Annotated in this window: 18 protein-coding genes; 15 read left to right on the forward strand and 3 right to left on the reverse strand. The window is 60.2% G+C overall.

Features of this window, described 5'->3' with window-relative positions:
• Nucleotides 1-64: 64 nt before the first annotated feature.
• Entirely contained in the window at nucleotides 65-970 is a 906-nt protein-coding gene (locus KVG88_RS06175; RefSeq protein WP_217870691.1) for a LysR family transcriptional regulator, read from the reverse strand.
• A 230-nt stretch (nucleotides 971-1,200) separates the two neighbouring features.
• Between KVG88_RS06175 and KVG88_RS06180 the strand changes: the two genes are divergently transcribed.
• The 14 genes from KVG88_RS06180 to KVG88_RS06245 all read left to right on the forward strand — a co-directional run bounded on the left by KVG88_RS06180 (nucleotide 1,201) and on the right by KVG88_RS06245 (nucleotide 21,082).
• Entirely contained in the window at nucleotides 1,201-1,809 is a 609-nt protein-coding gene (locus KVG88_RS06180) for a cysteine dioxygenase family protein (protein ID WP_217870692.1), read from the forward strand.
• Entirely contained in the window at nucleotides 1,806-3,389 is a 1,584-nt protein-coding gene (locus KVG88_RS06185) for a rhodanese homology domain-containing protein (protein WP_217870693.1), read from the forward strand. The genes KVG88_RS06180 and KVG88_RS06185 overlap by 4 nt, the downstream gene beginning before the upstream one ends.
• Nucleotides 3,390-3,618: 229 nt before the next feature.
• Nucleotides 3,619-6,087, forward strand: a complete 2,469-nt coding sequence (locus tag KVG88_RS06190; protein WP_217870694.1) for a TonB-dependent receptor plug domain-containing protein — start codon at nucleotides 3,619-3,621, stop codon at nucleotides 6,085-6,087.
• Between the two features lie 235 nt (nucleotides 6,088-6,322).
• Complete coding sequence (locus KVG88_RS06195; protein WP_150704940.1) at nucleotides 6,323-7,285, forward strand: ABC transporter substrate-binding protein; 963 nt, start codon at nucleotides 6,323-6,325, stop codon at nucleotides 7,283-7,285.
• Nucleotides 7,286-7,312: 27 nt separating this feature from the next.
• Nucleotides 7,313-8,662, forward strand: coding sequence for an LLM class flavin-dependent oxidoreductase (locus KVG88_RS06200; RefSeq protein ID WP_217870695.1), 1,350 nt, complete (start codon nucleotides 7,313-7,315; stop codon nucleotides 8,660-8,662).
• Nucleotides 8,659-9,342 carry a peroxiredoxin-like family protein gene (locus tag KVG88_RS06205; RefSeq protein ID WP_217870697.1) on the forward strand — a complete coding sequence of 228 codons (684 nt, stop codon included), beginning with the start codon at nucleotides 8,659-8,661 and terminating at the stop codon, nucleotides 9,340-9,342. Before KVG88_RS06200 ends, KVG88_RS06205 begins: the two co-directional genes overlap by 4 nt.
• Before the next feature lie 13 nt (nucleotides 9,343-9,355).
• Nucleotides 9,356-10,366, forward strand: a complete 1,011-nt coding sequence (locus KVG88_RS06210) for an ABC transporter substrate-binding protein (RefSeq protein ID WP_217870699.1) — start codon at nucleotides 9,356-9,358, stop codon at nucleotides 10,364-10,366.
• 148 nt (nucleotides 10,367-10,514) lie between these two features.
• Complete coding sequence (locus KVG88_RS06215) at nucleotides 10,515-11,702, forward strand: acyl-CoA dehydrogenase family protein (protein ID WP_217870700.1); 1,188 nt, start codon at nucleotides 10,515-10,517, stop codon at nucleotides 11,700-11,702.
• The gene (locus KVG88_RS06220; protein ID WP_217870706.1) at nucleotides 11,699-12,658 is read left to right on the forward strand and encodes a D-isomer specific 2-hydroxyacid dehydrogenase family protein; all 960 of its coding nucleotides are present in this window, start codon (nucleotides 11,699-11,701) and stop codon (nucleotides 12,656-12,658) included. The genes KVG88_RS06215 and KVG88_RS06220 overlap by 4 nt, the downstream gene beginning before the upstream one ends.
• Before the next feature lie 439 nt (nucleotides 12,659-13,097).
• Nucleotides 13,098-15,230, forward strand: coding sequence for a TonB-dependent receptor (locus KVG88_RS06225; protein ID WP_217870708.1), 2,133 nt, complete (start codon nucleotides 13,098-13,100; stop codon nucleotides 15,228-15,230).
• Between the two features lie 135 nt (nucleotides 15,231-15,365).
• The gene (locus KVG88_RS06230; RefSeq protein ID WP_217870709.1) at nucleotides 15,366-16,940 is read left to right on the forward strand and encodes a flavin monoamine oxidase family protein; all 1,575 of its coding nucleotides are present in this window, start codon (nucleotides 15,366-15,368) and stop codon (nucleotides 16,938-16,940) included.
• Between the two features lie 24 nt (nucleotides 16,941-16,964).
• Complete coding sequence (locus KVG88_RS06235; protein WP_217870711.1) at nucleotides 16,965-17,462, forward strand: RidA family protein; 498 nt, start codon at nucleotides 16,965-16,967, stop codon at nucleotides 17,460-17,462.
• Between the two features lie 36 nt (nucleotides 17,463-17,498).
• The gene (locus KVG88_RS06240) at nucleotides 17,499-19,994 is read left to right on the forward strand and encodes a TonB-dependent receptor plug domain-containing protein (RefSeq protein WP_217870713.1); all 2,496 of its coding nucleotides are present in this window, start codon (nucleotides 17,499-17,501) and stop codon (nucleotides 19,992-19,994) included.
• Nucleotides 19,995-20,107: 113 nt separating this feature from the next.
• Entirely contained in the window at nucleotides 20,108-21,082 is a 975-nt protein-coding gene (locus KVG88_RS06245; protein ID WP_217870715.1) for an aliphatic sulfonate ABC transporter substrate-binding protein, read from the forward strand.
• Nucleotides 21,083-21,438: 356 nt separating this feature from the next.
• On the opposite strand, the gene KVG88_RS06250 is transcribed toward KVG88_RS06245, so the two are convergent.
• Nucleotides 21,439-21,729 carry a hypothetical protein gene (locus KVG88_RS06250; RefSeq protein ID WP_217870716.1) on the reverse strand — a complete coding sequence of 97 codons (291 nt, stop codon included), beginning with the start codon at nucleotides 21,727-21,729 and terminating at the stop codon, nucleotides 21,439-21,441.
• A gap of 306 nt (nucleotides 21,730-22,035) precedes the next feature.
• Nucleotides 22,036-22,179 (reverse strand): hypothetical protein, encoded by a 144-nt coding sequence (locus KVG88_RS06255; RefSeq protein ID WP_217870718.1) that lies wholly within the window; start codon nucleotides 22,177-22,179, stop codon nucleotides 22,036-22,038.
• A 147-nt stretch (nucleotides 22,180-22,326) separates the two neighbouring features.
• Between KVG88_RS06255 and KVG88_RS06260 the strand changes: the two genes are divergently transcribed.
• Nucleotides 22,327-22,764, forward strand: coding sequence for a GNAT family N-acetyltransferase (locus tag KVG88_RS06260; RefSeq protein ID WP_217870725.1), 438 nt, complete (start codon nucleotides 22,327-22,329; stop codon nucleotides 22,762-22,764).
• Nucleotides 22,765-22,809: the final 45 nt, after the last annotated feature.

The following is a 22,809-nucleotide window of genomic DNA, read 5'->3' on the forward strand; positions in this document are numbered from 1 at the left end:
AAATAATAAAAAGCACATTTTAATCTAAGCTAATTATTATTTTTTTTTATTATCCACCAGGGCGTCACGCTGCACTCTTGATCTTGTGCAACGATCCGGCAACCAGTTTGCCAAAGGCATCGACCGGTCCTTGCAGGTTGCCAAGGAAGTGCGGATAGATCAGCCACAGGTCCATCACCGGTTTGAAATCCTTGAGCGGCATCACCGCCAACTGATCGAAATGCGCGCTGCGCTCCAGCAACGGCCGTGGCACCAGCCCCAGACCCAGGCCATCGGCGACCAGCCCCAGTTGCAGTTCGGTGCCGAAGGTTTCCAGATTAACCCTCAAGGCCAGGCCCTGGTCCGACAAGGTTCGTTGCAGCCCGGCGCGGAAGCCGCAGCCGTCGGGGTTGAGAATCCAGCCATGCTGATAAATGTCGGCGAGCTTGCACGGTCGCTTGGGCAGTTGCGCCTTGGCGCACACCACCACCAGCTCCATCTTGCCGATCGACTCACCGACAATGTTGTCCGGGAAAATCTTCCCGGCCGGGAACAATGCCGCCGTCGCGTCCAGCTCTCCGCGCTCGATCTTGCTCACCAGTTGGCTGCCCCACCCCGTGGCTACTTGTGCCCGCAGCTCGGGGTATTCGACGCGCAGGTGCTTGAGCGCATCGAGCAGCACCACATCGCCAATGGTTTGCGGAACACCCAGGCGTAAAAGCCCGGTGGGCGGCGCATCAGTGGCCACCAGTTCGCGCAGTGCATCCATTTCCCGCAGGATCACCCGGCACTGCTCATACACCCGCGTACCGATCAGCGTGGGCTTGAGCGGTTTGGTGTTGCGATCGAACAATTCCACACCCAACGCCTGCTCAAAGTTCTGCACGCGCCGCGTGATGGCCGGCTGAGTCAATTGCAGCGACTCGGCGGCATGGCTGATGGACTGGCAACGAATCACTTCGACGAAGGCGTCGATATCATCAATTTTCATTTGGCCCGCACATAGAGAACAGTCAATAAGATGTCTGAAAAGCATAGTTCTATTGCCCAAAGAAGGATAGCCCGGCCCACGCCGGCCCTTCGATCAATAGCGTCTGGCGCTATGCGATAGGGTTATAAATTCCTTTCAGCTATAACCTAATCATTAAACAATCGCATATTGATATAAAACATTATGCTTAAATCAAAGGGTCAACATTCACAACGAACGATGGAATCGCCATGACCCAGGCCCGACACCCGGAGAGACTCAGAGCATTCATAGGCGCCTTGGCGGAACTGATCGACAGCCACCCTCGCGAGGGTGACCTGTTGCATCGTGGCGGCAAGCTACTCGGTCAACTGGTCAGCCATGACGACTGGCTGCCCGAAGACTTTGCCCGCCCCGACCCGGAGCGCTATCAGCAATACCTGCTGCATGCCGATTCACGGCAGCGGTTCAGCATCGTCAGTTTTGTCTGGGGGCCGGGGCAAAGCACACCGATCCATGACCATCGGGTATGGGGGTTGATCGGCATGTTGCGCGGCGCGGAGTACTCGCAAGGGTTCCAGCGCAACCGCGACGGCGCCTTGATCGCCGACGGTGGCCGGGTACAACTGCGGCCGGGTCAGGTCGAAGCGGTGTCACCGAAAATCGGTGACATCCACCAGGTCAGCAACGCTTTCGATGATCAGGTCTCGATCAGCATTCATGTCTACGGCGCCAACATCGGGGCTGTGCGCCGCGCGGTGTATCAGCCCGACGGCAGCGAAAAGCTGTTCATCTCCGGTTACTCCAACGCCCTTCTCCCCAACATTTGGGATCTGTCCAAAGAGAGCCAAGCCCTATGAGCACTGCACTCACCCGCTCCTACGCCGACATTCGTCAGGCCCTGCTGAACCGTGAAGAACTGGCGCTGGTGGATGTGCGCGAGGAAGCGCCCTTCGCTGAATCGCACCCGCTGTTCGCCGCCAACATTCCCTTGTCGAAACTTGAGCTTGAGGTGTACTCGCGGATTCCAAGGCCCGATACCCAAGTGACCGTCTACGACAATGGCGAAGGTCTGGCGAGCATCGCCGTGCAACGTCTGCAAGATTTGGGCTACACCCATGTCAGCCTGCTCGAAGGCGGACTGGACGGTTGGCGCCGCGCCGGTGGCGAACTGTTCATTGACGTCAACGTGCCGAGCAAAGCTTTTGGTGAACTGGTGGAAAGCCAGCGCCACACACCGTCGCTTGCGGCGGAGGAAGTCCAGGCATTGCTCGACAGCGAAGCCGACGTGGTGGTGCTCGATGCCCGGCGTTTCGATGAGTACCAGACCATGAGCATTCCCACCGGCATCAGCGTACCGGGGGCCGAACTGGTGTTGCGCGCCCGCGAGCTGGCACCGGACCCGGCCACGCGCATCATCGTCAATTGCGCGGGCCGCACGCGCAGCATTATCGGCACGCAATCGTTGATCAACTCCGGCATCGCCAACCCGGTTTCGGCTTTGCGCAACGGCACCATCGGCTGGACTCTCGCCGGTCAAAAACTGCAGCACGGCCAGTCGCGCCGCTTCGCGCCAACCAGCGAAGAGCATCGGCAAATTGCCGCACGCGATGCCCGTCGCGTCGCCGACAAAGCGCTGGTGGGTCGCGCCACACTGGCGGATTTGCAGCGCTGGCAACAGGAACCGACCCGCAGCACTTACCTGTTCGACGTACGTACCCCGGAAGAATTTGAAGCCGGCCACCTGCCCCACGCCCGCTCGACACCCGGCGGCCAATTGGTCCAGGAAACCGATCACTTCGCCAGTGTGCGCGGCGCCCGTCTGGTGTTGGTCGATGACGACGGTGTGCGGGCCAACATGTCGGCGTCCTGGCTCGCACAACTGGGGTGGGAGGTGCACGTGCTCGATGACGTGCAACCTGCGCACTTCCGCGAAATAGGTGCATGGCAGGCGCCCGTTCCCGCGCCACGCCAGGCCGAAGAAATCAGCCCCGAGACACTGTCGCAATGGTTGAGCCATGACGACATCGCCGTGCTGGATTTCACCAGCAGCGCCAACTACGTCAAGCGCCACATCCCCGGTGCATGGTGGGCCTTGCGCGGGCAACTGCGTGAAGCGTTGGCCAAGGTGCCGCCAGCGGAGCGCTATGTGCTGACCTGCGGCAGCAGTCAACTGGCTCGACTGGCAGTCGCCGAGGTCGAGGCGTTGACCGGTAAAGCGGTGTTCCTGCTCAAGGGCGGCACGGCCAGCTGGATCGCCGCGCAACAGCCTCTTGAGGAAGGCGAAACCCGCCTCGCTTCGCCACGCATCGATCGCTATCGCCGTCCTTATGAAGGCACCGACAACCCGCGCGAAGCGATGCAGGCCTACCTCGATTGGGAGTTCGGACTGGTCGACCAGTTGGCCCGCGACGGCACCCACGGCTTCTTCGTGATCTAACCCCCACCCGTAGCAGCTGCCGAGCCTGCGAGGCTGCGTCCGGCTGCGAAGCAGTCGTCGATCCCGGAACGTTGTGTTTCTGACACACCGCGTCGCCTGAATTTACGACTGCTGCGTAGCCGGACGCAGCCTCGCACGCTCGGCAGTTGCTACGGGGCTGTGTTACCCCCCCACATCCGACCCCTCTCCAGGTGGAGGCTGAACAGGCAATCTTCCAGGAATTGGTGTCATGCGTTCATCCAGCCCCCGAGTGAAATACGACTATTACGCCGCTGCTGCCTTGAGTTTGCTGGCAGCGAGCATTCAGGCTCATGCCGAGAGCAGTGAGCCGGACAAGACCCTCAACACCGTGGTGGTGACCGGTAACCGCGGCAATCAGCAGCGCACCATCACCGACAGCCCCTCGCCCATCGATGTAATCAGCGCCGAGCAACTGCAAGCCAGCGGCAAGGTCGGCCTCAAGGAACTGCTCGCCCGTTTGCTGCCCTCGTTCAACCTGCCGGCGATCAACGGCGGTGGTACGTCGTGGTCGGTTCGCGGCGTGACCATGCGCGGTCTGTCGGGTGATCAAGTGCTGGTGTTGGTGAACGGCAAGCGCCGGCACAACACGGCGTTGATCAACAACCTCGCGCGCATCGGCACCGCCGCCGTGCCGGTCAACCTGGACCTGATTCCGGTCTCGGCAATCGACCATATTGAAGTGCTGCGCGACGGTGCCTCCGCGCAATACGGCTCGGACGCCATTGCCGGGGTGATCAACATCATCCTCAAGGAAAATGACAGCGGCGGCAGTGCCGAAACGTCGTTCGGGCGCTATGACAGCGGCGACGGCGACACGGTGCACCAGACCATCAACTACGGCCTGGCGCTGCCGAACGACGGTTTCGCCAACCTGGCGCTCGACAGCAAGGAGCAAGAGCCGTTCGACCTCAGCGGCAGTGCCACCGGCAACCTGTATTCATCGCCGGGGTTTCCCGACAGCCGCGACCAGACCGTCAACCGTCACGGCTGGAACCCCAGTTATGGCTTGGGACGCGAGCAGGTCACCAACGTCAGCTACAACCTCGAATTGCCCTTGCACGACGATTTGCGCTTCTACTCGTTTTCCACCGCCAGCTACATGGAAACCACCAAGGTCACCGGCAACTATCGACCCAACGATATCTATTCCCTGGCGGGCGACCCCGATACTCCCTACCCCGACGGCGTCCACGCCCAACGTCGCAATCGCACCAAAGACTTTCAGATCGCGGGCGGTTTCAAGGGCGAGGTCGGTGGCTGGAGCTATGACGCCAGTTCCACCTGGGGCGAAGACGACTCGACACTCAATGCCAGCAACACGCTCAACCCGTCCTGGGGGCCGACCAGCCCCACCTCGTTCCATCTGGCCTCGCAGATCTTCGATCAGTGGACCAACAATCTCGACTTCAACCGCGGCTTCGACATTGGCCTGAAAAATCCGCTGCAAACGGCGTTCGGCTTCGAATACCGCTGGGAGAAATACCAGATCGAACCTGGCGACTATGCCTCCTATACCCCCGGCAACTACGTCATTCCCAGCGGACCGTTTGCCGGCAGAACCCCGTTACCCGGCCTCGCCTCCTACAACGGCACCAGCCCGGCGGACGCCGGCGAAATCAGTCGCAGCAACGTCGCCAGTTATGTCGACCTGGGCCTGGACGTGACGGACAAATGGTATGTCGGTACGGCGGCGCGCTACGAGCGCTACACCCAGGACATCGGCAGCACCTGGAGCGGCAAGTTCTCGACGCGCTATGCCTTTACCGACGCCTTTGCCCTGCGCGGCACAATCAATAACGGCTTCCGAGCGCCATCGCTGGCTCAAACCATTTATGCCTCGTCGACCTTCACTTCGGGCGGCGTCGTCAATGGTCAGCAGGTTTCGGTGCCGGTCAAGGTGCTGCCGGTCGACACGCCCGAGGCCCAGGCTCTGGGCGCGGAAAAACTCAAACCGGAAAAGTCCCTGAACTACAGCGTCGGCTTCACCTACGAGCCCACGCCGAACTATCGGCTGACCACCGACCTCTATCAGATCGACATCCGCGACCGCATCGTTTCCACCAGTCTGCTGGGCGGCCCGGCGGTGTCGCAGATTCTCGCTGCCAACGGCTTGTCGCCCGGTCTGTTCGCCCAGTACTACACCAACGCGGTCGACACCCGTACCCGCGGCATCGACATCATCAACGAGTATCGCCAGCAACTGGATGAGTACGGCCAGGTTCGCTGGAGCGCCGCCTACAACTGGAACCAGACCAAAATCGACAAGCTGCAGGACAGCCCACCGCAACTCAGCGGCTCGAACCTGCAACTGTTCGACCGACGCCTGCAAAAGGATCTGACCGTCGCCACGCCGCAATCGAAACTGATCCTGGCCGCCAACTGGAAAGTCACCGACTACAACCTCAACCTGGCGCTCACCCGCTTCGGCAGTTACATCGAGGGCGATAACAATCCGGCGAACGACCGCAAGTTCAGCGCCAAGTGGATCACCGACCTGGATGCCGCCTACGAGCTGACCAAGCACCTGACCGTGGCATTGGGCGCGAACAACGTGTTCAACGTGTACCCGGACAAAAACGGCATTCAGGACTGGGGCGGCGGCTACAAGTACGGGCAGTTCTCGCCGTTTGGTTTTGGCGGCGCCTATTACTACACACGGCTGGCTTACAACTTCTGACAACCAATCAGGCGTGCAGACCGTAACAGCTGCCAAAGGGTGTTACGGTAGCGAAGTGACATTAAATGCATTTATTTAATAATCATCACCATGATAATCAGCTAACTTCATAATTAGCATATAACCATAAAGAATTTCACAGACGATTCTTATAGAGATAACTTCAAACCTAGACCGACCCCTTCTCCAGGCGGAGGCCACACGAAGCGCAACAACTTTCGCCTGGAGTTACCCCATGTCAGCAAAATCCCTGTTGTTGAGCCTCTTTTGCACCCTCGGCTTCGCCGCATCCAGCCACGCCGCCGACCTGCAACCGCTGCTGGTTGCCAATCAGAAATCCACGATCAAAGTACTGTTGGAGGTGTCCGGCGAACTGAAGAACGTGCCTTACGACATCCAGTTTTCCGAGTTCCCCGCCGCCGCCCCTCTCGGTGAAGCGCTGAATGCCGGCGCCGTGGACATCGGTGCGCTGGGCGATGCGCCTTACGTGTTCGCCCTCGGCGCCGGTGCGCCGATCAAGGTCGTCAGCATTGTGCATGCCGAGGGTCGCTACACCACCGCCATCCTCGCGCCCAAGGATTCACCGCTGAACAACGCCAGCGACCTGAAGGGCAAACGCATCGTCACCACCCGCGGTTCCATCGGCCATTTCCTGGCGATCAAAGCCCTGCGCAGTGCCGGTCTGAGCACCCAGGACGTGCAGTTCATCTACCTGCTGCCGAGCGAATCGCGAATCCTGCTGGACAACGGCAGCGCGGACGCCTGGTCGACCTGGGACCCCTACACCACCATTTCCACCACCCAGAACCAGGCCAAGGTGCTGGTCAGCGGCGAAAAACTGCTGACCAATCATCTGTACTTCGCCGCCACCAGCCAGGCCATCGCCAACAAGCGCCAGCAACTCGACGACTTCATCGCCCGGGTCGATCGCGCCTATCGCTGGACCAACGCCCATCCCGAGGAATATGCCGCCGCCCAGGCGCGCGTCACCGGCCTGCCGCTGGACGTGCACATCGCCGTGGCCAAGGGCACGCACATGCAACCGGTGCAGATTGACGACCAGGTCATCGGCGGCCTGCAAACCACCGCCGACATCTACCAGCAAGAAGGCATTCTCAACAAACACATCGACGTCTCCCAAGGCTTCGACAAGAGCTTCAACGCCAAGCGTGCCCCACTCAATCAGGCATCCCGCTAACGCTGCGACGGATAAAGGAGAAACACCATGAGCAAACAACGCCAACTGAAACTCGGTGCAATGGTCCATGGCGTCGGTCACGGATGGGGCGAATGGCGCCACCCGCAGGCTCAGCCTAACGCCAGCGTGAACTTTGGTTTCTACCAGCAGCAGGCGCATCTGGCCGAGGCCGCCAAGTTCGATTTCGTGTTTATCGCCGACAGCCTGCACATCCACGCGAAGTCCAGCCCGCATTACCTCAACCGCTTCGAGCCACTGACCATTCTTTCGGCATTGGCCGCCACGACCCACAACATCGGCCTGGTGGCGACCGTCACCGTCAGCTACACCGAACCGTTCCAGGTCGCCCGCCAGTTCGCTTCGCTGGACCACATCAGCGGCGGGCGCGCCGGCTGGAACGTGGTGACATCGTGGCTGAGCGGCACTGCCGACAACTTCGGCAAGACCGAACATCCGCCCCACGCCGTGCGCTACCGCATCGCCAAAGAGCACGTGAATGTGGTCAAGGGCCTGTGGGACTCCTGGGAAGACGATGCCTTCGCCTATGACAAGCAAAGCGGCGAGTTCTTTACCCCTGGCAAACTGCATGCACTGGAGCACAAGGGCGAGTTCTTCTCGGTGAAAGGTCCGCTCAACATCTCCCGTTCGCAGCAAGGCCAGCCCGTGATTTTCCAGGCCGGCACCTCTGAGGCCGGGCGCAATTTTGCGTCGGAAAACTCCGATGCGATTTTCGTCAGCCCCGAAGGTTTCGACGATGCGCGCGCCTACTATCAGGACCTGAAAAAACGCGCTGCCGACTTCGGCCGCGACCCGCTGCAACTGTCGATCCTGCCGGGCATCCGTCCGATCGTCGGCCGCGACGAAGCTGAAGTGCAAAGCCGTTACCAGCAAGCCGTGGAGTTGGTGACCATCGAGGACGCCATCGTCGCCCTCGGCCGTCCATTCAACGACCATGACTTCAGCCAATACCCACTGGATGAGCCGTTCCCCGAGTTGGGCGATTTGGGCTCGAACAGCCAGAAAGGCGGATCGGACCGGATCAAGCAACTGGCCAAGGACGAAGGCCTGAGCTTGCGTGAAGTGGCGTTGCGTTTCTCAAGGCCGCGCCGCGACTTTGTCGGCACGCCCGAGCAAGTCGCCGATGCCCTTCAGAAATGGTTCGAGCAAGGTGCGGCAGACGGTTTCATCATCAACTCGCTGCTGCCCGATGGTCTGCAATATTTCACCGAACTGGTGGTGCCGGTTCTGCAGCAACGCGGCCTGTTCCGCGACGAATACAGCGGCAGCACTTTGCGCGATAACTTCGGCCTGCCAGTGCCTGCCAACCGTCACGCACAAACCACCGAAGTCCGGGAAGAAAGCGAGGCACTGGCATGAGCGAATCACTCAATCACCTGCTGGCGGATTTGCACGCTCAACGTGTGGCGACCTGGGAACCCGCGGCCCTGCAGATCAATATCGACCAGCGCCAACGCCTGGTGAACGAGGCCAGGACCGAAGACTTCGTCAGGGCTGGCGACACACTTGAGCCCTTCACTTTGTTGAAGGTCGAAGGCGGCAGCCTGAGCCGTGACCAGTTGCTGGCCAAGGGACCGGCGGTGCTGATTTTCTTCCGCTTCGCCGGTTGCCCGGCCTGCAACATAGCGCTGCCTTATTACCAGCGTCAGCTCTATGCGCCACTGCGCGCATTGGGTGTGCCGCTGGTGGCGGTCAGCCCGCAAGTGCCGGAGCGCCTGGTGGAAATAAAGACCCGCCACAACCTTGAGCTGCAAGTGGCCAGCGACCCGGACAATCAACTGGGGCGACGCCTGGGGATTCTCTACAGCTTCGACGAGGCTTCGCGCAACGCCGCGTTGGCCAAGGGCAACAGCATCGGGGAAACCACCGGCACCGGCACCTGGGAGTTGCCGCAACCGACCGTCGTGGTCATCGCCCGGGACGGCAGCGTGGCCTTCGCCGAGGTCAGCCCGGACTGGCTGGTGCGCACCGAAGCCGCGCCGATACTGCGTGCGGTTGAACACTTGCTCGGACAAACACCCGTGCAAATCGCCATCTGACAAGAGCCTGACCATGACGAAAAAGATCACACAGGGACAGTTCAATCGTCGCGGCTTTCTGACGGCCAGCTCGATTGCCATTGGTGCGCTGGGGCTGTCCTCACTCGGGCTGACGTCCCGTGCATTCGCCAAAGCCAACAGCCTTTCGGACCTGACCCTGGGCGTCGCCACATACCGCGGCCAGGACTCGTACTTCACCGAAGACGCCGGTACCGCCAATACGCCTTACAAGGTCGAGTATGCGGAATTCGCCGGCGGCAACCTGATCGTCGAAGCGCTGGCCTCGGGCAGTCTGGACGTGGGCGGGATGAGTGAAATCCCGCCGATCTTTTCGATCCAGAGTCACCGTCAACCGAAGCTGGTCGCGGTGCTGCAAGGCGACGTGAACAATCAAGTGTTCCTGATTCCCAAGGACTCGAAGATCGAATCGGTCGGGCAATTGCGCGGCAAACGGGTGGGTTACGTGCGCTCCACCACCTCGCACTACTTTCTGATCAAGGCCTTGAAGGAACAGGGCCTGACCATGAAGGACATCACCGCAGTGGCGCTCACGCCTCAGGACGGCTTCAGCGCTTTCCAGAGCGGGCAACTCGATGCCTGGGTGATCTACGGCGTGTTCATTCAGCTGGCGAAATTCCGCAGTGGTGCGCGCGTGCTGAAAACCGCGCTGGGTTATTTGTCCGGCAACTACCTGATCGCGGCGCGCCCCGCTGCGCTGGAAGACCCGCTGCGCAAGCAGGCCATTCAGGACTACCTGCAACGCCAGGCGCGCACGCTGGAATGGATCAACAACAACCCCGAACCCTGGGCCGCCAAATCCGCGCAGTTGCTGGGCGTCGACAAAAGCGTGTTCCTCGACATGTACAACAACCGCAGCCAGTCCTCGAGAATCATCGAAGTGAACGACCAGGCCATCGCCTCGCAACAGGAAGTGGCGGACCTGTTTTTCGACGCCGGTGTGTTGAGTGAACGGCTCGATGTCAGCCCGCTGTGGGACAAAAACTTTCCGTTGCTGCCGCTATGAGTCAGGCCGAACCCTGACCCTGTAGGAGCTGCCGAAGGCTGCGATCTTTTGATGTTGTTTTTAAAAGATCGCAGCCTTCGGCAGCTCCTACAGGGATTGTGCTGCGCTCACTTGCGGCTCTCATCTTTTTTGATCGAGTGAAATCACCATGAGTCTTTCATCCCAACACCCGCCCCTGCTGCGCTCGGTCGAAGTGGCCAACTTCGAGGCGTTGCTTGAAGGCATCAGCGAACAGCTGTCCGCGACCGCGCACATTTATGACGAGAGCGGCGACTTTCCCCATGACAACTTCAAGCTGTTGCAGGAGCACGGTCTGCTTGCGTTGACCGTGCCCAAAGCGTTCGGCGGTGGCGGCGCTAGCCTGGCACAGGCGCGCAAGGCTATCGGCGCAATCGCCAAAGGTGAGCCTTCGACGGCGTTGATTCTGGTGATGCAGTACCTGCAACACTCGCGCCTGCAAGACAACCGCAACTGGCCCGAAGCGTTGCGCGTGCAGGTGGCGCGGGACGCCGTCGAGCATGGCGCACTGATCAACGCGTTGCGCGTCGAACCTGATCTCGGCACCCCGGCTCGCGGCGGTCTGCCCGCGACGGTGGCGAGACGCACGTCGGCTGGCTGGCGGATCAGCGGCCGCAAAATCTACTCCACCGGCAGCCATGGCCTGAGCTGGTTCAGCGTCTGGGCGCGCAGCAGCGACGAGGACCCGCTGGTCGGTGCCTGGCTGGTGCACAAGGACACGCCGGGCATCAGCATCATCGAGGACTGGGACCATCTCGGCATGCGCGCCACGTGCAGCCATGAAGTGGTGTTCGACAACGTGCTTGTGCCGCTGGATCACGCGGTCAGCGTCAGCCGTTGGAGCGCGCCGCAAGCCGAACTCGATGGCGATGGTTTTCTATGGATGTCGGTGTTGCTGTCCTCGGTCTACGACGGCGTTGCCCAAGCCGCCCGCGACTGGCTGGTGCAGTGGCTGGAAACCCGCGCGCCGTCCAACCTCGGCGCCCCGCTGTCGACCCTACCGCGCTTTCAGGAAACCGTCGGCCACATCGACACGTTGCTGTTTGCCAACCGCAGCCTGCTCGACGCCGCCGCCGAGGGCCACACCCCGGCCAGCAACGCGGCGCAACTTAAGTATCTGGTGACCGGCAACGCGATTCGCGCCGTCGAGCTGGCCATCGAAGCGTCCGGCAACCCGGGGCTGTCACGAAGCAATCCGCTGCAACGGCATTACCGCGACGTGTTGTGCAGCCGTGTCCACACCCCGCAAAACGACGCCATCCTGCAAGGCGTCGGCAAAGCCGTATTCGCCCAGCGCCAGATCAAGGAACGCCCATGAGCCAGCTTGTCATCGCCAGCCAACTGGATGAAGACTTCAACGAAGTAATCCGCCAACGCCTCAGTCAAACCCATCCCGAGGCCCGCGTCATTGGCGTACCGGCCGGTGTGCCGAGCGACCTGCCGGGGGAAGTCAGCGTCCTGCTCGCGCGGCCCATCAATGTGCGCGGCTATCAGGCACCGGATACACCGCCACCGGGCTGGCCCTATGGGCTGCAATGGATTCAAGTGGTGTCTTCGGGCATCGACTTCTACCCGCAATGGTTGTTCAACGGTCCACCCGTGAGCACCTCGCGGGGCAGCGCAGCGGAAAATATCGCCGAGTTCGCCTTGGCCGCGATCTTCGCCGCAGCCAAGCATCTGCCGGACATTTGGGTGCATGACGCGCAATGGAATTTCACGGCGCTGACACCGCTCAAGGGCACCACGCTGGGGATACTCGGTTTTGGTGCGATTGGCCGCAGCCTGGCGACCAAGGCGCATGCGTTGGGCATCAATGTAGTGGCGCTGCGTCAGAGCCAAACGCCGTTCGAGGTTGAAGGGGTGGAAGCGGCGCGAGATATCCATGAGTTGTTTGCGCGCGCCGATCATCTGGTGCTGGCCGCACCGTTGACCGAGGCCACTCGGCATATCGTCGACAGTGCAGTGCTCGCCAGCGCCAAGCCGGGGCTGCACCTGATCAACATCGCCCGGGGCGGGTTGCTTGACCATGGGGCGTTGCTGGAGGCGCTGGACAGCGGGCGCATCGGCCTGGCTTCGCTGGACGTCACCGAACCCGAACCCTTGCCGGACGGCCATCCCCTCTACAGCCATCCGCGGGTGCGCCTGTCGCCCCATACCTCGGCTATCTCCAGCAACAGCCGCCACGAGATCGCCGACAGCTTCCTGGCCAACCTCGAACGTTTCCTCAATGGTCTGACGCTGGAAAATCAAGCGAACGTGCAACACGGGTATTGATCCTCCCCCCCCATATAACCCCCCTGTGGGAGCTAGCCTGCTAGCGATGAGGCCTTCAGTTTCAACATATATGTTGCCTGACAGACCGCAATCGCTAGCAGGCTAGCTCCCACATGGGTTATGCGTACCCGCAAAAAAATAACATCAGCTTTGCGCATTTAGTTTTTTTAACTTAATGCCGTTTTTTTATAATTAACTTATAACTAATCGGACTTTTACAGCCGCTACTTATGTAAATATTGTTACAGCCATCACCGACCCCTGACCAGGTGGAGGCCCACGGAACGACAGATTTTCCGGCCGACACCACTCCACGGTCACCGCTGAACCCAAACCAGAAACCGGCTCAAGCCACCGCCGCCACGGCTCTAAAACCCTGGCCCCGGCAACGCTTTGCCGAAAAAAACCGACAACGCCAACACAGTACCTGGGGATCACCATGCACAGCACTTTCCGTTCAAACCGTCTGACGCTGGCCGTGTCGCTGGCACTGTTCGGCTTGTCGGCCCACGCCGAAGAAAACACCAAGGATGGTGCCCTCCCCGTCGTCACCGTCACCGCCGAACACCACAGCGAAGACCTACAAAAAACCCCGCTGGCGATTTCCGCTTTCGATGAAAAAGCCCTCGAAGACAAGCAGATCAAAAGCATCCGCGATCTCTCCGGGCAGGTGCCGAACCTGACCCTCAGCCGCCAGTCGATCTCCTACAGCGCGCAGACCTACGGGATTCGCGGCATCGGTGAAACCGACCCGATCCAGGAATCAGCCGTCGCGGTCTACGCCGATGACCTGTACATCCCGCGGGCCATTTCTTCGATGCTCGACTTCAACGACGTCGAGCGCGTCGAAGTGCTGCGGGGCCCACAAGGCACGCTGTATGGACGCAACAGCAGCGCCGGGGCGATCCGCGTGATCACCCGCGATCCGACTCAGGAAACCCGTGGCTTCTTCGAACTCGGCGCCGGTGATTACAACGCGCAGAACGGCCGCCTGCTGATCAGCGGGCCACTGGTGGACAACGCGTTGTTCGGCAGCTTCTCGGCAATCCGCCTGACCCGTGACGGCACCGTCTCCGACCCGACACGCGGCTCGGACGTGAACAACATCGACATCCAGTCTTACCGCGGCAAGCTGCGCTACAACCCGGATGACTCGCCCTGGGATGTGCAACTGACCCTGGCCGGCACCTTCGACCGTGGTGACACCACCAGCTACACGCCGTTCGACGCCAATGGCCGCTTCGACAAGTTCAAAAGCTACAGCAGCCTCAATCCGAAAAACCGCCTGGACCAAGGCAGCTCGGTGCTGCGCGCCATCTACGCCATCGACGATCACCTGAACATCAAATCGGTGACCGCCTATTCGGCGTTCCATCAGCCGGTGAACTATGACAACTCGGGTCAGGCGGCACTGATCCAGAACAACCTGATTCTCTACAAGCAGGATTACGCCACCCAGGAACTGCAACTCAATGGCGACTACGACGATTTCAGTTTCAGCACCGGCCTGTACCTGTACCGCGAAACCTTCGATGCCGACCGCGACAACCTCACCTACTCCGTGGCGCGCAACCGGGTCATTGGCCAGGGCCAATACAGCACGACCAACACCGAAAGCTACGCCCTGTATGGCCAGGGCAGTTACAAGGTCACGCCAAAGCTGTCGCTGATCGCGGGGCTGCGGTTCACCCGCGAGCACAAGAACTTCGATTACACCAACTACGCCATCACCACCGACCGGCAGATCACCGGCACCAACTTCAGCGCCGATTCGAGCAAGTCGTGGCAATCCACCAGCCCGAAAATCGGCTTCGAATACGCCTGGACGCCGAACCTCAACCAGTACGCTTACGTGGCCAAAGGGTTCAAGGCTGGCGGCTATGACAACCGCGCACCGACGCAGGCAGCGGCGGAACAGGCGTTCTCGCCGGAAGACGTGACCACTTGGGAAACCGGCTTCAAGGGTGACTTCTTCGACCGTCGCCTGCGCGCCAACCTGGCGCTGTTCTACAACGACTACGACGACCTGCAAACCAACGCCTATGACCCGGCGCTGGGTGTGAGCCTGCGGACTAATGTCGGCCAGGCGCACACCTACGGCGTCGAGCTGGAAACCTTGACCGCGCTGACCCGCGACCTGCAACTGACCGCCAACATCGGCTATCTGCAAAGCCAGTACGACGACTTCGAAAATGCCAGCGGTGCCGGCGTCGATGCCAACGGCAAACAGTTGGTGTTCTCGCCGAAATGGAACGCCAGTGTCGGCCTCAACTACACCATTGCGGCCGGTTTGCCCGGCGACTGGCTGGTCGGCACAGACGCGCAGTTCCAGACCAAGTCCTACGCCAACGCACTGAACGATGACATCCAGGAGATCCCCAAGCAGACCTTCTGGAACGCCAACACCCGCTACATCTCCGGCGACGGCCACTGGACCACCACGCTGTCGGTGAAAAACCTGCTCGATCGCGCCTACCCGCAATCGGTCGGCTACGTGCCCTCCAGTGGCGCCCGTTACTACGCGATCAACGATCCGCGAACCCTCTTGCTGTCCGTGCGCTACGACCTCTGATTCCCAAATCCCCCCTGTAGGAGCTGCCGCAGGCTGCGATCTTTTGATGTTGCCTTTCAAGATCAAGATCAAAAGATCGCAGCCTGCGGCAGCTCCTACAGGGAATCTACAAAGCAAGATCTAAGGAGCATCACTATGGCTTTCACTCGCAGGGAACTGATTTCCCGCATTGCCGCCGTCGGTGGCTATTCCGCCACTGTCAGCGCCCTCGGTGCGCTGGGGCTGACGCCTCAGGCCGTGGCGTCGACGTTCAATCCGTTGCAACTGGGCAGCAGTGGCAAAGGCAAACATGTGGTGATTGTCGGTGCCGGGATTTCCGGCCTGGTCAGCGCCTATGAGCTGCGCAAGGCCGGTTTCACCGTGACCATTCTTGAAGCCCGGGAGCGGGTCGGTGGACGCAACTGGACATTGCGTCGGGGCAGCAAAATCGACTTCGACGACGGTGTCAGCCAGACCGTCGACTTTGATGACGGACAGTTTTTCAACGCCGGCCCCGCACGCATTCCCAGCCACCACCAGACCATCCTCGGCTACTGCCGTGAGTTGGGTGTAGAGCTGCAAGTGCTGGTCAACAGCAGCCGCAACGCTCTGGCTTTGCCGGACCCGAAACAACCGGCGTTCCAGTTGCGCCAGGCCGTCAATGACACCCGCGGACAACTGTCCGAACTGCTGGCACGGACCGTCAGCCGCAAAGCCCTGGATCAGGATTTGACCGCCGACGACCGTCAGGCGCTGTTGAGTTTCCTCAAGGTCTATGGCGACCTCAATGCCGATTTCAAATACAAGGGTTCGGTACGTTCGGGTTATACACGAGTGCCCGGTGCCGGTGATCAGACCGGCATCACCCGCGCCCCGCTGGAACTGCAAACCCTGCTCAACCCCAAACTTTGGGGCGCGTTGGTGTTCGATGAAATTCCGGAGTTTTCCTCGACCATGTTCCAGCCGGTCGGTGGCATGGACCGCATTCCCTATGCGTTCTATGACAAGGTCAAAGACGCGGTGCGCTTCAATGCCGAGGTCAGCGATATCCAGACCGCAGAACTTGGCAGCCGCATTACCTACCGCGATCGCAAGACCGGCGCCACGCAAACCCTGAACGCCGATTACGCCATCGTCACGGTGCCGCTGCCGTTGCTGGCCAAGCTGCCGAGCAACTTCAGCCAGCCGTTCAAACAAGCGATCCTCACCGCGCAAAGCGATCAGGCGAACAAGGTGGCCTGGCAGTCGCCACGATTCTGGGAAACCGATTTCAACATCTACGGCGGCCTCTCTTACCTCGACCATGAAGTCAAAGGCCTGTGGTATCCCAGCGATCGTCTCAACAGCGCCCAAGGCATTCTGGTGGCGGCTTACAACACCAGCGAATCGGCCCAGGCCTTCAGCAGGAAATCCCTCGCCGAACAGTTCGCCTCCTCCCGCCAAGCCGTGGAGCTGCTGCACCCCGGACACAGCAGCAAGCTGCAAAAACCGGTGGCCATCAACTGGGCCAAGGTGCCGTTCAGCAAAGGTCCGTGGATCGTCAACGACGAGGTCGGCGAAAGCGCCTACCAGATTCTCAATGAACCCCAAGGCCGCACCTATCTGGCCAGCGATGCCCTGGCCCATGGCGGTGTCGGCATCTGGCAGAACAGCGCCGCCGACTCAGCCCGGCGCATCGTTTCGTTGATCGGCCGACATGCCGAACGCAACCAACCGGGCGTTGCCGCCTGACCCATTCAATAAAAGGACTGAACGATGAAAACCATCACATTGCTGACAGGACTGCTCATGACCGCCACCGCCCTCGCCAGCCACGCCGACGAGATCAAACGCGTCGCCTTGCCCAACTCGAATTTCCCGATCTCGCTGGCGGTGTCGGTACCGGCACAAACTGAACTGCTGTTCGTCAGTGGTCTTTTGGCCGACCTGCACGACCCGAAAGCGTCGAAGGATTCCTTTGCCGCCTACGGCGATACCGCGACCCAGACCACCTCGATCATCAACAAACTCAAAGGCGTCTTGGAGAGCCAGGGCCTGGGGCTCGGCGATGTGATTCAACTGCGGGTGTTCCTGGTGGGTGACCCGGCCAAGGGCGGCAAGCTGGATTTTGCCGGACTGCAGGAAGGCTATACGCCGTTCTTCGGCAGCAGCGCGCAGCCGAACAAACCGGCACGCACCGCCATTCAGGTGGTGGCCCTGCCGCTGCCTGGCGGCCTGGTTGAAATCGAGGCCGTCGCCGCTCGCAAGAAGTGACACGGAATTCACCCGCCATTCAGGAGTTTCACGTTCATGCTCAACTGCCCAGCGCGCCGAACGGCGCCGCCCTATCGTCCCTTGTTAGTCCCGTTGTCCATTGCCTGCGGCCTCGTCTCGTTCAGCCTGGAGGCCGCTGAAACCAGTTCGCCGACCCTCAATACCGTAGTCGTCACCGGCAACCGTGGCGCCGAACAACGCACCGTCACCACCAGCCCGACGCCGATTGACGTGGTGACTGGCGACCAACTGCGCGCGGTCGGCAAACCGAGCCTGTTGGAAGCGCTGAGTAAATTCATTCCGTCGTTCAATCTGCCAGACCGGGCGGGTTGGGATGCCAGCGGCGTGGTGCGTTCGGCGACCCTGCGCGGCCTGACCGCCTCCCACGTGCTGGTGCTGGTCAACGGCAAGCGCCGCCATACCAGCGCGACGCTGAACATCAACGGCATCAACAGTGGCGCAGCGCCCAGCGACCTCGACCTGATCCCGGTGGCCTCCATCGATCACATCGAAGTGCTGCGCGACGGCGCTGCCGCGCAATACGGATCGGATGCGATCTCCGGGGTGATCAACATCATCCTCAAGCAAACCACTGGCGGCAGTTCCGACACCACGCTGGGCCAGAACTACGACGGCAAGCGCGGCACCGCCACGGAGGCGCTCAATTACGGTTTTGAAGTCGGCGAGGCCGGCGTGCTCAACGTCTCGCTCGACACCCGATATCAGGAGCGTGACAACAAGGCCGGCAGCAACGGCTACAGCTCGCATTACTATCCACAATCGGACGGCTCACCCGACCCGCGCGAGGCCACAGCCAGCCATCACACCTACAAAGGCTATGGCCTGCCGCGCAGCCAGTTGGCGGATGTCGCCTACAACCTCGACCTGCCGCTGAACGACGCCGTCACGCTCTACTCGTTCTCGACCCTGGCCACCCGCGAAAACAACGACGGCCAGAACTTCCGCCTGCCCAACGGGCGCAACACCATCACCACTGGCCCCAACGGTTTCCCCGACGGCTACAGCCCTTACTGGCTGGTCAACGAGACCGACTTCCAGTCAGCCTTCGGCGCCCGCGGCGACGACATCGGTATCGGCGGTTGGGCCTGGGACCTGAGCAGCACCTATGGCCGCAACTACGCCAAGCAACGCACCTACGACAACCAGAACCCGTCACTGGGGGAAAACACGCCGAACAAATTTACCTCGGGCATCTACATCGCCGATCAATGGACCAGCAACGTCGACCTGAAAAACAGCTACGACATCGGCTTGGCCAAGCCACTGGATGTCGCCTTCGGTTTCGAGCATCGACGCGATGGCTACGAGACGCGCGCCGGCTCCGAAGCTTCTTACATCGATGGCGGCTACGTGTTCCCCGTCGGCCATCCCCGCGCCGGAGAACGGCCTGATCCCGGCGCGCAGGTCACCAACGGCATCACCCCTGACGACGAGCAAAAAGTCAGCCGCAACAACGTCGCCACTTACATCGACCTGGGCTTCTACCCCGTTGAACAGTGGTACCTGGGCGTCGCTGCGCGATACGAGCACTACAACGAAGGCGTGGGCAGCACGCGCAGCGGCAAGCTCAGCACCCGCTATGAGTTCAACCCGGTGTTTTCGGTGCGCGGCACCATCAGCAACGGCTTCCGAGCGCCGTCACTGGCCAACGAAGTCTTCACCGCACGCTCGACCGGTTTCGACACCATCAATGGCGTCTACCAGTCCTACAACTACGTGATTCTGCCGGTGGATTCGGCGGGCGCACAGGCCCTCGGGGCCGAGTCCTTGAAGCCGGAACGCTCGACCAACTTCAGCCTCGGATTCGCCCTGACACCCAGCGAAGACCTGAGCCTGACCGTGGACGGCTACGTGATCAACCTGCGCGATCGCCTGGTACTCAGCGAACGCTTCCAGGGTCCGGGTGTTGCGTCCCTGCTCGAGAGCATCGGCGTACCCGCCACCGCCGGCGCGCAGTACTTCACCAACGGCGCCAGCACGCGCACCTCCGGGGTCGATGTGGTGGGTAACTATCGGCAGAACCTGAACAGTTTCGGCACGGTGCGATGGACCGCCGCGCTGAACTACAACCACACGCAAATTCTCAGCGTCAACGAAACCCCGGCGCAACTCACGGCCCTCAATAGCGGCTACCAGTTGATGGGACGCCAGGCTCGCGCGCTGATCACCAAGACCTCCCCCAGCAGCAAGGCGATTTTCTCCGCCGACTGGGCGATTCACGACTTCGACGTCAACTTGCGGCTGACCCGTTACGGCACCTACACCGAGGTCAACAGCTCCGCCGACCCGAGCCTCGACCGCGACTATTCCGCGAAATGGATCACCGACCTCGACGTGGCCTACGCCCTGACCAAACAACTGACCGTCGCCGTTGGCGCCCAGAATCTGTTCGACAAATACCCCGATCACATCGGCGTGCCCAACTCTTCGTTCGGCGATAACTGGGGCAGTTACTCGCCCTTCGGTTTCACCGGCGGCTACTACTACACGCGCTTGCAGTATGCGTTCTGAGGCCCGTGCAGAAGCCACTAAGCTAATGCCAATAAATTATTTATAAATTGTTTTTTAGAACCATATGCTTGATTGCAGATAGCCCTTCTTTCTTGCCGAATAGCGAGCGTGCCATGTCAAAACCCATCAACGATGCTCAAGCGAAATTCCGTCGTCCACTGCTGACCGGACTGGTCGTGGCCTTGGCCCTGTCTTTTGCATTGCCGTCCCAGGCTCGGGAAACGCTGCGGATCGGTTACCAAAAATCGTCGACCCTCATCACCCTGCTGAAGACCCAGGGCACTCTGGATAAAACCCTCGCCGAACAGAACATCGACGTAAGCTGGCATGAGTTTCCTAGCGGCCTGCCGCTGCTGGAGGCGCTGAACGTCGGCAATGTCGACATCAGCGCCGACGTCGCCGACACCGTGCCGATTTTCGCCCAAGCGGCGCAGGCCAAACTCACCTACTTCGCCCAGGAAGCCCCCTCGCCGTCAGCCCAGGCCATCGTCGTGCACAAGGACTCGTCCCTGCATCAATTGGCCGATCTAAAAGGTAAAAAAGTCGCCGTCACCAAAGCCGCCGGCAGCCACTACCTGCTGATCGCCGCCCTGACCAAAGCCGGCCTGGCGTTTTCGGACATCCAACCGGCCTACCTGTCACCCGCCGATGGCCGCGCCGCGTTCGAAAACAACAAAGTCGACGCCTGGGTAACCTGGGAACCCTTCCTCACCAGCGCCCAACAGCAACTGCCCACCCGCACCCTGGCCGACGGCGCCGGCCTGGCCAGCTACAAACGCTACTACCTGACCAGCACCAACTACGCCAAGGCCCACCCGCAAGTACTCAAAGTGGTTTACGACCAACTGGAAAAAACCGGCCACTGGGTAAAAACCAATCCCCGTGACGCCGCCCAGGTGTTGAGCCCATTGTGGGGCAACCTTGGCCTGGAAACGGTCGAGACCGCCAACAGCCATCGCAGCTACAAGGTGCAGCCGGTGAAAAGCGATGAGTTGGGTGAGCAACAGAAAATCGCCGATGCTTTTTTTGCCGCGGGTCTGTTGCCTAAATCGGTGGATGCGAAGGATGTGGGGATTTGGCGGCCTTGAGGCGGGAGTGATTGAAGGTGTTTTGCAGTCTAGAAAAGCCCGGCTAAATGCCGGGCTTTAACTTGGTGAAAGTGTGGCGTGCTGCTTCCACGATTAAAGGTGGTTACTGGATCATAAATAGTCTGGGTTTTGTTACCAGTAAACCTGTTGGCTGCGTGGTGCTTTGCAACGCAGATCCATTCCCATGCCACCCTGGAACATTGGCGTGCAGGTTGTGCGGGTTGTCGCTGTTGCTTCCGTACATCACACAATCCGGCTATCGACGTCCACCCGGCCCGGAGGGATGCCTTGGCTACAGGTGAATTTGAGGCATAAAGAAGCCCGCTTGAGCGGGCAATCGGAATGCTTCTAACTTGTCAGGCACCGGATTCAGGATCACTCGCCGGCACGCTGCGCTGCTCCCTTTCGTCTTCATCCTGTTCGTTCATCTGTGGGTCGGCATCAGGATCATCGACGTGCCCATTCCTCCCGGCTTCAGAGTGAGTCGTCTGTGCGTCAGCCATATCTTCATCGACGGGAGATTCATCGTCGGGCGGAAGTGGAACTTCGTAATCGTTCCAGCCCGAGTCATGACCCGTTTCGTTGTCCGTTGTACGTGTTTCGCGTTGTTGTGATTTGTTGCCGGGTGCGCTCTCGTCAATTTCCATGGTGGCTCTCCCTTCTCGTGCACAGTTGATCGGTGCATAAACGTGAGAGCGTCACACCACGGTCGAGTGCCCGGTATTGGACAAGCGGTGGGCGATAAGAAAGCCGGGGTGAAAGCAGGACCTAGGAGCCCGCCCAACTCTGGCCTAGCAATCCGTGCCTGGTAAAGAGCCAGAGTCAGGCGGGTCATCAGATTCTAGCTGATTGGATCCAATAAATTCAGACTTTTTACTCAATTTAATATCACTTTGACAGCACCCCGCCCTCAACAGGCTCTGGCAGGCGTACAAGAGGTGGCGGCGACGAAGTCAAGATCGCTTGTTTCCCTTCGCCCAGCCAGCAACCATCAATGCCAAACCGGGAATCCAGAGACCTGGCGCGGTGATAGCGATGCCGCAGATCACCAGCGGCAGCCCGGTTAAGAACAACGGATTTCGAAACGCCTTTTCCATAGCACCCACTCGTTAAGAACGTATCTCATTACACCACAAACCCTGTTGGCGAACGGTGGGAACGGCAGCAGGTAAGCTCCCGGCGCAATGGCATTCATGGCAACGATGATGAATTAAACTCTGGATTTGACCGTAGGGATTGCGATCATGAGTTGGCAAATTAGACAGGCTGTCCTCAGCGACTTTAAATGGCTGGTGCGCGTGGATTCTTTGGCGGAAAACGACCATGGTCGTCGGAGGCAAATTGCAAGAGCTATTAGCAAAAGTGAATGCTGGGTTGCTTGTGATGCGGACGATCTCGCTGCCCCTGTCGGCTACGGATGCCTGGATAAAAGTTTTTTCGGTGAGTGGTTTGTTCCGCTCGTGGTCGTCTCGAATGCACACAGACGATGCGGGATAGGCAGGAAGATCGTTGCTCACTTAGAGCATTGTTCCTCTGCCAAAAAGATCTTTACTTCGACCAACATGTCCAACACACCCATGCGGGAATTGCTCTCGCAGCTTGGATACCAATCTAGCGGTGTAGTGGAGAATCTTGATCCTGGTGATCCGGAGCTGATTTTTATGAAGATTCTTGAGGAGTAGAGATGCCTGCATTTCTCTGAATTCATCTTCATCGATAGCGGCTTA

The organism is Pseudomonas azerbaijanoccidentalis (genome assembly GCF_019145495.1).
Classification (GTDB): domain Bacteria; phylum Pseudomonadota; class Gammaproteobacteria; order Pseudomonadales; family Pseudomonadaceae; genus Aquipseudomonas; species Aquipseudomonas azerbaijanoccidentalis.